At 43.3% G+C, this 14,780-nt stretch carries 17 protein-coding genes; 8 read left to right on the top strand and 9 right to left on the bottom strand.

Annotated features, from left to right (window positions below):
- Positions 1–6: 6 nt before the first annotated feature.
- Entirely contained in the window at positions 7–1,578 is a 1,572-nt protein-coding gene (gene lepB / locus ACFQ3Q_RS07070) for a signal peptidase I (protein WP_380744294.1), read from the top strand.
- A gap of 6 nt (positions 1,579–1,584) precedes the next feature.
- A complete protein-coding gene (locus ACFQ3Q_RS07065) occupies positions 1,585–2,226 on the top strand; it encodes a WbqC family protein (RefSeq protein ID WP_380744292.1) in 642 nt (213 codons plus the stop codon).
- Here the strand turns inward: ACFQ3Q_RS07065 and ACFQ3Q_RS07060 are convergent.
- The 7 genes from ACFQ3Q_RS07060 to ACFQ3Q_RS07030 form a co-directional block, all read right to left on the bottom strand.
- Positions 2,221–3,252, bottom strand: a complete 1,032-nt coding sequence (locus tag ACFQ3Q_RS07060) for an endonuclease/exonuclease/phosphatase family protein (RefSeq protein WP_380744290.1) — start codon at positions 3,250–3,252, stop codon at positions 2,221–2,223. The two genes, ACFQ3Q_RS07065 and ACFQ3Q_RS07060, sit on opposite strands and share 6 nt — an antisense overlap.
- Positions 3,253–4,152, bottom strand: a complete 900-nt coding sequence (locus ACFQ3Q_RS07055; protein WP_380744288.1) for a rhomboid family intramembrane serine protease — start codon at positions 4,150–4,152, stop codon at positions 3,253–3,255. It lies immediately after the preceding gene.
- Positions 4,153–4,890: a rhomboid family intramembrane serine protease gene (locus tag ACFQ3Q_RS07050; protein ID WP_380744286.1), complete on the bottom strand. Its 738-nt coding sequence runs from the start codon at positions 4,888–4,890 to the stop codon at positions 4,153–4,155.
- Entirely contained in the window at positions 4,891–6,744 is a 1,854-nt protein-coding gene (mutL, locus tag ACFQ3Q_RS07045; RefSeq protein ID WP_380744284.1) for a DNA mismatch repair endonuclease MutL, read from the bottom strand.
- On the bottom strand, positions 6,745–7,038 hold the full coding sequence (locus ACFQ3Q_RS07040) for a hypothetical protein (protein WP_380744282.1): 294 nt from the start codon (positions 7,036–7,038) through the stop codon (positions 6,745–6,747).
- Between the two features lie 151 nt (positions 7,039–7,189).
- Complete coding sequence (gene ribH, locus ACFQ3Q_RS07035) at positions 7,190–7,687, bottom strand: 6,7-dimethyl-8-ribityllumazine synthase (protein ID WP_380744281.1); 498 nt, start codon at positions 7,685–7,687, stop codon at positions 7,190–7,192.
- Positions 7,688–8,461 (bottom strand): tetratricopeptide repeat protein, encoded by a 774-nt coding sequence (locus tag ACFQ3Q_RS07030; protein ID WP_380744279.1) that lies wholly within the window; start codon positions 8,459–8,461, stop codon positions 7,688–7,690.
- Positions 8,462–8,608: 147 nt separating this feature from the next.
- On the opposite strand from ACFQ3Q_RS07030, the gene recF reads away from it, so the two are divergent.
- The 3 genes from recF to ACFQ3Q_RS07015 are packed head-to-tail and all read left to right on the top strand — an operon-like array spanning position 8,609 to position 10,402.
- Positions 8,609–9,688 (top strand): DNA replication/repair protein RecF, encoded by a 1,080-nt coding sequence (gene recF / locus ACFQ3Q_RS07025; protein WP_380744277.1) that lies wholly within the window; start codon positions 8,609–8,611, stop codon positions 9,686–9,688.
- Complete coding sequence (locus ACFQ3Q_RS07020; RefSeq protein WP_380744275.1) at positions 9,685–10,122, top strand: lipocalin family protein; 438 nt, start codon at positions 9,685–9,687, stop codon at positions 10,120–10,122. The genes recF and ACFQ3Q_RS07020 overlap by 4 nt, the downstream gene beginning before the upstream one ends.
- Positions 10,106–10,402 (top strand): DUF721 domain-containing protein, encoded by a 297-nt coding sequence (locus ACFQ3Q_RS07015; RefSeq protein ID WP_380744274.1) that lies wholly within the window; start codon positions 10,106–10,108, stop codon positions 10,400–10,402. Before ACFQ3Q_RS07020 ends, ACFQ3Q_RS07015 begins: the two co-directional genes overlap by 17 nt.
- 58 nt (positions 10,403–10,460) lie before the next feature.
- Here ACFQ3Q_RS07015 and ACFQ3Q_RS07010 read toward each other — a convergent pair whose 3' ends face one another.
- On the bottom strand, positions 10,461–10,880 hold the full coding sequence (locus tag ACFQ3Q_RS07010; protein WP_380744272.1) for a nucleoside-diphosphate kinase: 420 nt from the start codon (positions 10,878–10,880) through the stop codon (positions 10,461–10,463).
- 76 nt (positions 10,881–10,956) lie between these two features.
- A complete protein-coding gene (locus tag ACFQ3Q_RS07005) occupies positions 10,957–11,979 on the bottom strand; it encodes an alkaline phosphatase D family protein (protein WP_380744270.1) in 1,023 nt (340 codons plus the stop codon).
- An 81-nt stretch (positions 11,980–12,060) separates the two neighbouring features.
- Here ACFQ3Q_RS07005 and ACFQ3Q_RS07000 point away from each other — a divergent pair, with 81 nt between their 5' ends.
- Genes ACFQ3Q_RS07000 through ACFQ3Q_RS06990 form a run of 3 tightly spaced genes read left to right on the top strand, consistent with a single transcriptional unit; the run spans position 12,061 to position 14,759 of the window.
- Positions 12,061–13,077 (top strand): DHH family phosphoesterase, encoded by a 1,017-nt coding sequence (locus tag ACFQ3Q_RS07000; RefSeq protein WP_380744268.1) that lies wholly within the window; start codon positions 12,061–12,063, stop codon positions 13,075–13,077.
- Positions 13,074–13,634 (top strand): gliding motility-associated peptidyl-prolyl isomerase GldI, encoded by a 561-nt coding sequence (gldI, locus tag ACFQ3Q_RS06995; RefSeq protein ID WP_380744267.1) that lies wholly within the window; start codon positions 13,074–13,076, stop codon positions 13,632–13,634. Before ACFQ3Q_RS07000 ends, gldI begins: the two co-directional genes overlap by 4 nt.
- A gap of 3 nt (positions 13,635–13,637) precedes the next feature.
- A complete protein-coding gene (locus tag ACFQ3Q_RS06990) occupies positions 13,638–14,759 on the top strand; it encodes a peptidylprolyl isomerase (RefSeq protein ID WP_380744265.1) in 1,122 nt (373 codons plus the stop codon).
- Positions 14,760–14,780: the final 21 nt, after the last annotated feature.

Below are 14,780 nucleotides of genomic sequence, written 5' to 3'. Positions count from 1 at the left end.
AAAATTATGACATTTACACAATGGTTTCTGTTCTTTTTTCTGGTTCAGTTAATTCACTTTTTAGGAACCTGGAGATTATACATTAAAGCCGGTAGAAAAGCCTGGGAAGCGGCCATCCCTGTTTACAATGCAGTACTCCTTATGAAGATCATCAACCGCCCCTGGTGGTGGGTGATTCTGCTTTTTATACCCATTGTAAACCTGGTAATGTTTCCGGTTATCTGGGTGGAAACCATAAGGAGCTTCGGAAGAAATTCTTCTACAGATACTTTCCTGGTTCTTGTAACTCTTGGCTTCTATACTTATTACATCAATTACGCGACAGATGTTAAGTATATTGAAGACCGGTCCTTAAAACCGAGAACCTCAACCGGAGAGTGGGTGAATTCTATACTTTTTGCGGTGATTGCGGCTACAATTGTCCACACCTACTTTATGCAGCCTTTTACCATTCCTACTTCCTCCCTGGAAAAAACACTTTTGGTAGGAGATTATCTTTTTGTAAGCAAATTCCATTACGGTGCCAGGCTGCCTGAGACGGCTGTAGCCTTTCCAATGGTTCACGATACCATTCCGTTTTTTGGGGTAAAATCCTATCTCAACAAGCCGCAGATCCCTTATATGAGATTACCGGGCTTTGAGGAGGTAGAGCGCAATGATATTGTGGTTTTCAACTGGCCCGTAGATACAGTGAATGCTTTCCACCAATATGGAGACGGGAAGTATTACTTTAAACCCATAGACAAAAAATCGAATTATGTAAAGCGTGCGGTTGGAATGCCAGGTGATTCTCTCCAGATCATTAATGGAAAAATTCACGTTAACAATGAGCCTCTTGTACTCCCCGGCAGAGCGAAACCTCAGTTTTCTTACCGAGGAAAGACAAAAGGCCAGGGGTTTAATCCAAGGTTTTTAGTTGAACGCTACGGAATCACCGACGGGTTTGGCTACAGGCAGGAAGACAACACCTTTTTTATTCCGGCTTTAAGCGAGGAAAACCTGAAGAAGCTGAAAAGCCATCCTAATGTGGCATCCATAGAAAGGGTTATAGACACCTCGACAAGAACCAGTAAATCCATTTTTCCCAACACCGGAAAAATGCCTTGGAATAACGATAATTTTGGCCCTGTTCATATTCCGAAGGAAGGAGAAACAGTAAAACTTACTCCTGAAAGTATGCCGTTTTACCGCAGGATCATTGAGACCTATGAAGGCAGTGAGATGGGAGTGGAAAACGAACTGAGCCTTAGTGGCACGCAGGTACTTCTGAATGGACTGCCTGTTGAGTCCTATACGTTCAAACAGAATTACTACTGGATGATGGGAGATAACCGTCATAACAGTGAAGACAGCCGCTATTGGGGTTACGTACCGGAAAACCATATTGTAGGAAAGCCAGTGTTCATCTGGATGAGCCTGGACCCAAATGCCAGCGGATTTGATAAGATAAGATGGGAAAGAATGTTCACTACTGTTAAAGGTGATGCCCAGCCTGTATCTTACCTGCCTTATTTCCTCATTCTTTTGGTGATTATTTTCGCCTTTAATTATTTCAGAAAACGCCGAAAAAACGCTTAACCAGCTATGGAGAAGATCCTGATGCATCCGGCTTATTTCGGGCCGGTTTCTCAATTTGTAGCCCTTTCAAAAGCCGAAGAAGTAGTCTTTGAAAATGAAGACAACTACCAAAAGCAAACCTACAGGAACCGGATGTACATCTACGATTCCAACGGGAAGTTATTGCTGAATATTCCCATCAAGCACAGGGCAGCCTTAGGATTAGGTAAAAAAGAACACCAGAAATATAAGGAGGTGCAGATCGAAAATGAATTCGACTGGCAAACGCAACATTGGAGAGCCTTAAAAGCCTCTTACCAGACTTCTCCTTTTTTCGAGTTCTATGAAGATGAACTCCATCCAATCTACCATAAGTCATACCGGTTTTTAATGGATTTTAACTATGCCTGCTATGATTTTATAAAAGATGCCCTGCAGCTTGAAAAAGAGGAAAGCAGAACATCTGAATTTATCCTGAAGCCTGAAGGTATCACAGATCTCCGGAAGCTGGTAAATGCCAAGGCAGATCATTATCAAAATTCGGAATATACCCAGGTATTCCAACCCAAGCACGGGTTTATCTCTAACCTGAGTATTCTGGACCTGCTGTTTAACCAGGGGCCTGCAACTTTAGATTATTTGGAAAGCCAGGAATTTCCGGGATTATAAGCCAAGTTTGGCCATTATCGGGTAATGATCGGAGTAATCTACCTTAAAGCGTTTATAGGAATTCACATCGATCTTCTTGTCTATCAGAAGAAAATCTATTCGTAAAGGAAAGTAATTAAGGTTAAAGGTTTGCCCGAAGCCGGTGCCGGCTTCAAGAAAGGCATCGTTAAACTGATCTCCTTCGGTAACCTGATCAAAAATATAGGAGAAGGCTGTATTATTAAAATCCCCAATTACAAGTGTCCGGTAAGGGCTTGCATTTACTTCTTCCATCATCATTTTTGCCTGTTCCTGCTGCATCCCGAAGCCCTGGCCAATACGCCCCAGCAATTTCTTCGAGTCTTCCTTTTGCAGTTCGTCTATCTGAGGCTTTATGTTCAATGACTGGAAATGAACATTAAAAACCCTGATCGTATCTTTCTCCCTTACAATATCGGCATAAATAGCATTGTTATTTCCATCGTGCGGGAAATTCACAGAATACTTTTCAACGATCGGAAACTTTGAGAATATAGCCGAGCCGAATTCCGAACCTTCATCCTTCAGCTTGATATAACTGTAGGGATAATACTCGGCAAGCTGGGTGGCACTTACATAATATTCCTGCACACACAGCACATCGGGCTGCTTTTCCTTAATAAGAGCGGTGATCTTAGACGGAATAGCCTTGTCATCACTCCACTCATAGGCATTGAACATCCTCACATTATAGCTCATTACAGACAATTCATCAGCAGCCCCAAGGCTTTCCCGTGCATCGGAGAACTTATAAAGCGAAGTTACATAGTTAAACCCCAGAAGCAAAACCAGAACAGAAAGCAAGACCTGTCTTTTAAGCTTAATTAGCCAGTAAAGCCCGAACACTGCATTCAGGATGATAAGCACCGGCACACCAAGGCTGAGTACAGAGAGCAACGGAAATGTTTTTGGAGGTACAAATGGCAGTAAATATGAAAGCAGCAATGCGACGGCTGCCAGAGAATTGAGAATAAAAACAAATTTATCGAATAAATTCAGCTTCTTCATCTAATCATCTTTTCCGGCCTGAAAGAGAAAATCCTTTTCGGCTTTGCTCAGACTATCATAACCGCTTTTGCTTATTTTATCAAGAATGGCATCTACCCTTTTCTGCTTTTCATCCTTGTCCATTTTCACAGAAGAACTGCCAGAAGATTTTGTTTTACCGGTCTTCCTGTAAACGGTCTTCATTTTCGCCTTTTTTTCAGTGGGTTTAAAAAGAGCTACAAAACCATCCATCAGGTCCCCGAACCAGGCGCCTATATCGTTCCCTTTTTGAAGCTGGGTCGTGTAGGCATATCCAAGAATGGCACCTCCCAGGTGAGCCAGGTGGCCTCCGGGATTGCTAATTGGGATCTGGATCACATCCAGGGCAACAAAAAATGCGGCGATCCACCAGAACTTAAGGCTCCCTATCAGGGCCAGCCGTACCCTCATATGAGGGATCTGGGTGGCGATACCAACAAGAACCGCCATAACCCCTGCTGAAGCCCCAAGAAGATAGGATCTCCCCGTTCCCTGGAATGCCGGAAACAGGTTATAGCTAAGCATATAGACCAAAGCCCCTACTATAGCACCAAGAAAATAGTAATTGAGCAGGCGTTTAGCTGAAAAATAAGTCAGGAAATAATTCCCCGAAAAATACAGGATCAGCATATTAGAAAGAATATGCCAGATTCCGCTGTGGAGAAAAGAATAGGTTATTATGGACCAGGGTTTGAAAATAAATTCTCCGGGTTCTTTAGGAAAAACGAACCATTGTAAAAGAAAATCGGAAGGCAGCTGAAACAAAAAGGCGATAGTTCTTATGAGAAAGAACAATAGAAATACCAACACATTGATCCCAATGAGCTTCTCCACCACTGTCGCGGTTTGAAACTTATACCTTATTTTATCTGATGCCTTCATTTAATTCCATCGGTTAAACTGGTTTCGCTTCCAGTACCACATCATTATAAATCCAAACAGAGCTCCTCCCACGTGTGCAAAATGGGCAATACCTCCTCCAAATATAGAATATCCGGTCACTCCCGAGAACAGATCCAGAAGAATAAGTCCCGGAATGAAATATTTAGCTTTTACGGGTACAGGTACGAATAGTAAAAATAGCTCAACATTCGGGAACATCATCCCAAAAGCGACAAGAATTCCATAAATAGCTCCTGAAGCCCCAACTGCAGGGGTATTAAAGCTCATATACAGATCCTGCAAGGTATCCCTTGAAACCGAATTAAGAATAGCTGTATTGTACTGGCCTGTTTGCAGGAGTTCCTGGATCCCGTTCATACTCATCCCGGCATTCAGCAGCTCATTTATCCCCGATTCATAGGTGTAAAAATTTACCAGGCTGTGCAACACGGCGGCTCCTAGTCCTGCTGAAAAATAGAAGAAAAGAAATCGCTTTTGCCCCAGCATTTGCTCTATAGGGCTACCAAAAGCCCACAGTGCATACATGTTGAACAGGATATGCATAAAGCCGCCGTGCATAAACATATGCGTCACGACCTGCCAGGCCTGAAAATTTTCGTTCTCAAAGAACCAAAGGGAAAAAAGCTGATAGGCGTAATCGCCTAAAAACTGGCTGCCTACAAAAAAGATGATATTAATAACCAAAAGGACCTTTACGGTCTCGGTAATTCTTCCCATTTACATAAATTTTTTGTCGAGTTCGTCTACCGTAAGCGTCACGAAAACCGATCTGTTGGACGGACTCAAGCTTGGTTCTTTACAAGCAAACAATCGGTTAACGATATGTTGCTGTTCTGTATTGTTCAAAAGTGTACCCGATTTCACCGCCATTCCGTTTGCAAGCGATTTTGCCAGCAGGTCGGTCTGCGAGAAACCATTATCGGGAATATTGTGCTCCATATCTGAAAGCAGGCGCTCAAGAAGCATTCCCACTTCACTTTCAGAAATAAGTGTCGGAATTCCCGTAATTTCAACCGAGTCTTCCTCCAGTTCAGAAAAAACAAAGCCGGTTTGTTCCAGAGATTCTTTGATCTCCTTAATCATTTCCACCTCGTGCTTATTGAACTGAAGCTTTAAAGGAAAAAGCAACTGCTGGCTCACGGCCGCGGTCACGGTGATGTTCTTTAACAACTCCTCGTAAAGAATGCGGGTATGCGCGCGATGCTGGTCTATTACCAGGATCCCGCTCTTCAGGGTACTAACTATATATTTTTTATGAAGCTGGAAGGTCGATTTTTCGGATTCCTCCTCTTTATTCTGAAAAAGACTGCCGGTTACCTCTTCGCTCTCGAATTCTATTTGTTTCAGATCCCCCTGATCCTCAGGCTCATTATCCATCCCGGAATACAGGCTTTCCCAGGCCGCCGATTCCTTTTTGTAACTAGAGGTCGCAGAGGCACCAGATCTGTATGAGTTGGTTTCACTTTGAAAAGGGTTAAAATTCTGGTCCACCTCAATTTTCGGGGTTTCCACCTCCTTATTCTTATACTCATAAGGGGTGTCCAGATTACTGTCCCTTTCAAAATCAAGCACAGGAGCAACGTTAAACTGCCCCAGGCTATGCTTAATGGCACTGCGCAACATTGCATAAAGCGCGTGCTCATCGTCAAACTTAATCTCTGTTTTAGTAGGATGTATATTGATATCTATACTCTTGGGATCAACCTGCAGGAACAGAAAATAACTCGGATAGGTCTTTTCCTTTAGCAGACCTTCAAAAGCCGCATTTACGGCGTGATTAAGATAAGGGCTCTTTATATAACGATCGTTCACAAAGAAGAACTGCTCTCCTCTGCTTTTCTTGGCAAATTCAGGCTTTCCAACAAAGCCCGATATCTTCAGGATATCGGTATCTTCCTCTACAGGAACCAGTTTCTCGTTGGTCTTGCCGCCGAAAATATTGGTAATTCGCTGCCTGTGATTGGTTTTTGGAAGCTGAAAAAGCTCACTCCCGTTATGAAATAAAGAAAAACTGATTTGCGGATGCGCAAGGGCTACCCGCTGAAACTCATCAATGATATGCCGGGTTTCCACATTATCAGACTTCAAAAAATTCCGGCGGGCCGGAATATTGTAAAAAAGGTTCTTTACAGAGATCGAGGTGCCTTTTGGAGCAACACAGGCATCCTGGGAGATGATCTCACTGCCTTCTATTTTTATACTCGTGCCCACCTCCTCATCTTCAGGGCGGGTCTTGAGCTCTACATGGGCGATCGCCGCGATGGAAGCCAGTGCCTCTCCCCTGAAGCCTTTCGTCTTTAAACTGAAAAGATCTTCGGCGGCCTTTATCTTGGAGGTAGCGTGCCGCTCAAAGCTCATCCGGGCATCGGTAAGGCTCATCCCCACCCCATCATCTACGACCTGAACAAGCGTTTTCCCGGCGTCTTTAATGACCACCTGGATCTGTTCAGCCTTCGCATCGATGGCATTTTCAAGAAGTTCCTTTATAACCGAAGCAGGACGCTGTACCACCTCTCCGGCAGCAATCTGGTTAGCTACGTGATCTGGTAAAAGTTGAATTACATCACTCATTTAACGAGGATTCGTGAAGATAGACAAATCAAAATCGATAATCCATAAGAAAATAAGCAGCAGGATGATGATGATAAAGAGCACCCGCTTGTTGATCTCGCGGTTTCCGCGGGTACGGCTGTCTTTTCTTGCCGTGGCCCATTGCGAACCGAAATCTATGGAGTTTGTCGCATCTTTATATTTATGGAATTTGGAATCAAATTCGTAAGGATTACCCGTGTCTTTTCCCTTATAATAACGCGGGGTGTAATTATAGCGGGTATTCCTTTTGGCTTTAAAAAAATTGATTCTCAAAATATGCTGCTTTATATGGAACGTCAAATTTACTCAAAAAGCTTCTAAAAACCGAAGCAAGTGAGCGTTAAATACTAACCGCAAGAATAATGCCGCAGCAATAAAATGGCAGCTCAATACAGTTTAAAAAAGTCTCAGACAGGAATGCCGCTTAAAAGCCGGCGTTCTGGCGAAGTTGTGCCATTTTGATGGCAGCGATGGCAGCTTCGGTTCCTTTATTCCCGTGTTTACCTCCGCTTCGGTCTATGGCCTGCTGCATATTATTATCGGTAAGCACACAAAAGATCACAGGCGTGTCATACTGGATGTTCAGGTCTTTGATCCCCTGGGTCACCCCTTCGCAAACAAAATCGAAGTGTTTGGTTTCTCCCTTGATCACACTTCCTATAACGATGACCGCGTCAAGCATATCGTAGCTCTCCAGCATCTTTTTTGCTCCGTAAACAAGCTCAAAGCTGCCCGGAACATTCCACCGTAAAATTCTGGATTCTTCCACCCCGTTATCCACAAGGGCTTCGTGTGCTCCTTTGTAAAGACCTTCGGTGATCTTGTCGTTCCATTCAGCAACAACAATCCCAAACCGGAACTTCTCCGCGTTTGGGATTGCTGACTTATCGTAATCCGACAGATTGTTACCTTCGGTTGCCATTTATTGATTCATTGCCTGAGCCTGACCAAGGTACACAGGTACCTGCTCGGCCTCGGGAGCATCAGGATATTCATTTTCAATTTTAAGTAAGTATTCTTCAGCATCATCAGCCTCCCCTAATTCGATAGCGGTAATAGCCGCTTTCAAAAGGAATTTTGGAGCTGTGAAAGAGTTTGAACGCATTTCAGCAGCCTTCACATAATAATCTAATGCTTCTTCCGGTTGCTCAAGCTGCATAAAAGCATCACCTATACCTCCTGTTGCAAGTGCAGCAAGAATTTCGTCGTCGCTTTCAAAATCTTCAAGGTAATCTATTGCTTCCTGGTACTTTCCGGTATTAAGGAATGCGAAACCGGCATTGTATTTTGCAAGGTTCCCGGCATCGGTACTGCCGTAGTTCTCAGCGATATCAACAAAACCGTATTTTCCTTCACCCCCGTTAAGAGCTAAAGTATATAACGAATCGCTTTGCGTTCCTGTAGATCTAAGCGCTGCATCAAAATAGTTTTGTGCCTGAGCCATCTCGTTGGCTGCCTCAGCTTCATTAGGCTCCTGGATGAAACGTTCATATCCAAGATATCCTAATACCACTACTACCGCAACCCCTACAATGATGTAGATCAAATTCTGGTTCTCTGCAACCCAGGTTTCGGTTCTCCCCGCACCTTCATCAAGAGTGTTAAAAACTTCAGCTGTTGTTGATTCTTCCTCAGCTACTTTATGCTGTTCTTCTTTATTGGATGGTTTATATCCTCTTTTCTTGTACGTTGCCATAAAAACTGTTTAATGCGTCGCAAAAATATAATATTTATTCAAAATTAAAAGATAATTTATTTGTATTTTTTCAATATTTTCGGGTCATTCGCAATGCTTTCTGAGAAAACCTCAAACCTACGAAAAACAGCTGCAAGACAGCCATTTATGTTTTTAAAACAGCTTTCATTACTTCATTACAAGAATCTTGATTCGGCTACTTTCGAGTTCGATTCAAAAATCAACTGTCTCGTAGGCCACAACGGGGTGGGCAAAACCAACGTATTAGACAGCATCTATCACCTGGCTTTCGGAAAAAGCTATTTTAACCCAATTACCAGCCAGAACATTAACCACGAGTCTGATTTTTTTGTAGTTGAAGGAACCTTCGAAAAGAAAAAAAAGGAAGAACACATCATTGTCAGTGCCAAACGAGGCCAGAAGAAAGTGATCAAAAGGAACAACAAGCCTTATGAAAAGTTCAGTGAACATATTGGTTTTATTCCAACAGTGATCATCTCCCCGGCAGACCGCGACCTCATCATTGAAGGCAGTGAGACCAGGAGAAAATTCATAGACGGAGTGATCTCCCAAAGCGACAATGTTTACCTCAACAACCTTATCCAGTACGGCAAGATCGTGGCGCAAAGGAATTCCCTGCTGAAGTATTTTGCCGCCAATAACAGTTTTGACCGGGATACGCTTGAAGTTTACAATATGCAGCTGAGTGAACTCGGCCAGAGTCTGTTCGAAAAACGAAAGGCTTTTTTAGCTGAATTCATCCCGATCTTCAATAAGCGCTATGGTGATATCACCAACAACAGGGAGCCGGTCAATATCACTTATAAAAGCCAGCTTTTTGAAAAGCCACTTGCCGAACTACTTGAAGAAAACCTGCAAAAAGACATGGCCCTTCAATATACCAGCGTTGGAACTCATAAAGACGACCTCAGCTTCGAGATAGAAGGCCATCCCATAAAGAAATTCGGATCCCAGGGCCAACAAAAATCTTTTTTGGTAGCCTTAAAACTGGCTCAATTCGATTTTATTAAGGAAATTAGTAAAGTAAACCCCATCCTGTTGCTGGATGATATATTCGACAAGCTTGACGAGCAGAGGGTGGCACATATAGTAGCCCTGGTGGCCACGAATGAACTGGGGCAGATCTTTATAAGCGACACCCATGCCGACAGGACCGAAAAGGTAGTTAAAGAAAGTAACCAATCTTATAAAATATTCAAACTGTGATCAAAAAGAGCCTTATTCTGTTCTCCCTTATACTGCTTACTTCTTGCAGCCAAAGGGATCCGGAGAAACAGCTAAACTTTATCTCGGGATACTGGGAAATCGAAAGCGTTGAAGTTTCCGAAGACTCCGTAAAAGAGTATAAGGTAAATCCTGTAGTAGACTATATCGAAATAAAAGACAGCAAGGGTTTTAGAAAAAAAGTAAAACCAAGACTGGATGGCACCTACACCACTTCGGAAAGCACTGAAGAAATTGAAGCCAGGATCGAAGACGACAGCCTGAGGCTTTACTACACCACTCCCTACGACAGCTGGAAAGAAACGGTAATTTCAGCAGGAAAAGACGAGATGAGCATTATTAACCGGGACGGGATGATCTACCGTTATAAAAAATTCAGTCCTATAACAATCGCGAAAGATGAAAAGAAGGAATAATGAAGAGTTAAGTTTAAGTGAAGTGATCAAGGAGTTTGTAGACCACAACAAACTTCAGAAAGGTCTTGACAAGGTAAACGTTCGCGATGTCTGGAACAGCCAGATGGGACCCGCAATAGAAAAATACACCACGGCCATAAAACTTCAGGGCTCGGTGTTGTATGTACAGTTAAGCTCTTCGGTACTAAGGGAAGAACTGAGCTACGGGAAAGAAAAGATCGTAAAAATGCTGAACGAAGAACTGGGGCGGGAACTTATCACCAAACTGGTACTTCGCTAAAAGCCATAAAAAAAGCCACGCGTCGCGTGGCTTTTTCGTTTTCTATGGAAAAAAATGCTTAGAACATTTCTCTTCCGGCGAAATGAAAAGCACCTTCAATTTCTGCATTCTCGTCGCTGTCACTTCCGTGAACGGCGTTCTCTCCTACAGAAGTAGCATATTTCTTTCTGATGGTTCCTTCAGCAGCATCTTCAGGATTAGTAGCTCCAATAAGGGTTCTGAAGTCTTCAACAGCATTGTCTTTTTCAAGAATAGCCGCTACTATAGGACCTCTTGTCATAAACTCAACCAATTCTCCAAAGAACGGACGCTCCTTGTGGATAGCGTAAAAGTTCTCGGCATCAGCCTTGGTCATTTGAGTCATTTTCATCGCCACAATTCTGAATCCTGAAGCGGTAATCTGGTCTAAAATTGCACCGGTGTTCCCTGCTTCTACAGCATCGGGCTTAATCATGGTGAAAGTTCTATTTCCTGCCATTTCGTGTTTTTTAAATTTTGTGCAAAAATAAATAAATCCGTTCCAAAAGCAAGTCCTGTAGAACTTTATGTTTTATTTATGGATATATCTGCCGGTATTCCTGAAGCAAGCGGTTCTTTTTTCCTCTCATTTCCATCAGCACCAGACCTTTGTCAAAATCGAATTTAAGAAGACCAAAGCTGATCTTATTAACCACTTTCCCTACTCTGTACTGGTTAGGCTCTCCGCTGAATTCCTCGTATACATGGGTAAGACCGCTGGAGGTGAAATCGATCAAAGGATACCCGAGCCCATCCACTTCGGTTTTTGAAAATTCTGAAATATGCCTGTCTCCGCTTAGCAGGATCACATTTTTTGCTCCGGAATACCTGATAATGCTTTTTAGTTTTTCCACCTCATCCGGAAAATTACCCCAGGTCTCGAAGCCGTGTTCTTTTGAAAGCACCTGGATACTGCTCATAATCACATTAAAATCGGCTTCACTGTTCACAAGCTCCTGCTCCAGCCATTGCCATTGCTCGGCGCCAAGCATATCGCCTTCCGAAGGCTCATACCTCTTATCTGGATCGTCACTTTTCTTTAATGGCGTTCTGAAGTAACGGGTATCTAAACTGATGATCTTTAAGCTGCCCTCTTCGGTTTTGAAGGTCTGGGCCTCATAAACACCTCTTCTGTCCCTTCTTTCAGAATCTTCCGGTACATTAAAAAAATCGAGAAACAGCTGCTGACTTTCATCCCTATACTCCCACGCAGCACCGCCATCGTTCTTCCCGTAATCGTGATCGTCCCAGGTGCCCATAACTTCAACCGAAGCGAGCATTTTTTGATAATTTTTGTTTTTCTTCTGCTCTTTATACCCGGCCTCAATTTCCTTCATATTCCTCGAATCAGCATAGATATTGTCGCCACCCCACACAAATACATCGGGCTCGTTTTTCAAAATTGGCCTCCAAAGCGGCTGTTTCTCATCCTGCTTGTTACAACTCCCGAAAGCGATGGTGAAATCGGGATCCTGAAGTTCTGCATTAGCAGTTTCCTGCTGGCTTCCGCAGGAAGCAAGAAGAAAAAAGAAGATGGAAAGCCTCAATAATATTTTCATTTTTCGTTGATTTGTTGTCAGGCAAAAATAGAGATTCCTTTATTTTCGAAGTATTAATATATTGTATCTTTACCCTTATCTATGATTGAACAGAATATTTTAGAGATCACCGCTGAGCTTTCGCGGGCAGAAAATATAGTAATTGTCCCTCATAAAGGCCCCGATGGTGATGCAATGGGTTCAAGCCTTGGTCTCTGGCACTTTCTTAAAGATAAAGGTCATCACGTTAAAGTGATAGCTCCTAATGATTATCCTGAATTCCTGAAATGGATGCCCGGGGATGAAGAAGTGATCATCTACGAAAAGGAGGTCGAAAAATCCGACAAACTTATCACTGAGGCCGATATCATTTTCACCCTGGATTTTAACGATCTTTCCAGGTCGGGACAAATGCAGGAATCGCTTAAGGCTTCAGAAAGTGTGTTCATTATGATAGACCACCACCAGGAACCCGCCGATTATGCCGACTACACCTACAGCGATGCCACAATGAGCTCTACCAGCCAGATGGTGTATCATTTTATAGATAAGCTCAGGGCTTCAAAGAATATCACTCCGGAGATCGCCACCTGCCTTTATGCAGGAATTATGACCGATACGGGATCTTTCAGGTTCAGTTCTACCACCAGCCTTACACATCGCGTGGCAGCAGAACTCATTGATAAAGGAGCGAAAAACTCGGAGATCCACAACAATATCTTCGATACCAATACTGAATCGAGACTCCAGCTGATGGGCGTTGCTCTTCAGAATTTAAAGGTGAACCAAATTTACAACACAGCTTATATCACCCTCTCCCAGGAAGAACTGGATGCCCATAATTTCAAAAAAGGAGATACCGAAGGTTTTGTAAATTACGGACTTTCCCTGAAGGGCGTGATTTTTGCCGCTATCTTTATTGAACATAAGGCCGAAGGGATCATTAAGATCTCTTTCCGTTCTAAAGGAGACTTCTCGGTAAACAAATTTGCGAGAGAGAACTTTAACGGTGGTGGCCACATTAACGCTGCCGGGGGACGTAGCGAAGTTTCGCTTAATGACACCGTGGTAAAATTCAATAAGCTTTTACCGGAATATAAAGACGAGTTAACAAAATGAGATTTTTAACAGCCATATTTATCCTAAGCCTGGTCGTTTCCTGCAAATCGCCGGAAGCACGCTACCCGGTGAGCCAGAGTTCAGGGTCTTATATAAATGAATCTGTCGCGCGGAACAAAAAGCTACTGGCCCAGGAAGAAGCCCAGATCGAAGAGATCATAAAGCAGGACTCCGCGAATACCTACCTCTCTTCCAACAGTGGCTTCTACTACTATTACAATAAAAGATCTGAAGATTCAACCAATACCGAAAGACCCGAATTCGGAGATATAGTTGTTTTCGATTACCAGATCTCCACCCTGGACGGGCGTACTATTTACGCCGAAGGAGAAAAGCCCACAAAGGAATATGCCGTAGATAAGGAGAAACTTTTCAGCGGACTTCGCGACGGCATTAAATTAATGAAAGAAGGGGAAACCGTTACATTCCTATTCCCTTCCTACAAAGCATATGGCTATTACGGTGACAAAAACAAGATAGGCACCAATGTGCCGATTACCACCAAGGTAACCTTACATTCTATAGAAAAAGAACCTAATTCAGAATCCAATAATTAACATATGAGAAAATTCAACATCTTAGTATTATTTGCGGTTGCGTTATCGCTATTGTCGTGTAACGAAGAGTACCCGGAACTTGAAGACGGCATGTATGCCGAATTCGAAACCACAATGGGAACTTTTGTAACCGAGCTTTATTACGACCAGACACCTATTACCGTTGCCAGTTTCGTATCGCTTGCCGAAGGGACCAATACTATGGTAGACAGTACCTACAAGAACAAAGAATATTACGACGGACTGATCTTTCACCGTGTGATTGATGGTTTCGTGATCCAGGGAGGAGACCCGAGCGGAACAGGTTCCGGCGGACCGGGTTACCGTTTCCCCGATGAGACCACAGACAGCCTTCGTCACGATTCCACAGGTATCCTTTCTATGGCCAATGCAGGCCCGGGAACCAACGGAAGCCAGTTTTTTATCACTCTTGCCCCTACCCCAAACCTAAACGGAAGACACACCGTTTTTGGTAAGGTTGTAAAAGGTCTTGACGTGGTTGAAGCCATTGGAAAAGTAGATACTGACCAGATGGACCGCCCGCGCGAAGAAGTAGTGATGAAGGAAGTTGAGATCATCCGCAAAGGAAAAAAAGCAAAGGGCTTTGATGCACCAAATGTTTTTAAAGATAAACTTCAGCAGATCCAGGATGAAAAAGAAGCCACAAAAAAGCGCATAACAGAAGCTAAGATGAAAAATGCCGATCGTTTTGAAGAGCTTAAAGAGAAGGCTGAAAGCCTCGACAGCGGTCTCGGTATCTATTTTGAAAAAGAAGGAGAAGGAGCTACCCCTAAAAATGGGGATATGGTGAACGTAAGTTATGCCGGATATTTTGCCGACGGAACGCTTTTCGACACCAGCAGGGAAGAACTTGCAAGAGAAATGGGCGTTTTTAACCAGACAAGAAAAGACCAGAACGGCTATGGCCCGATGACCACTAAATTTGGACCTGACGCCCCAATGATCCCTGGTTTTAAAGAAGGGATTCAGCAAATGCAGGTAGGTGATAAGGCTGTACTTTTTATCCCCAGCCATTTAGGTTATGGAGAAAGAGGTGCCGGCGGAGTGATCCCGCCAAACACCGACCTTATTTTTGAAGTTGAAATGACAGGAATTCAAGAATAGTTCCTGACTTTCCAGAATAAA

Origin of the sequence: Salegentibacter chungangensis, assembly GCF_042678405.1 — a bacterium.
GTDB lineage: Bacteria > Bacteroidota > Bacteroidia > Flavobacteriales > Flavobacteriaceae > Salegentibacter_A > Salegentibacter_A chungangensis.
This window is presented reverse-complemented; position numbering and strand designations above follow the sequence as displayed.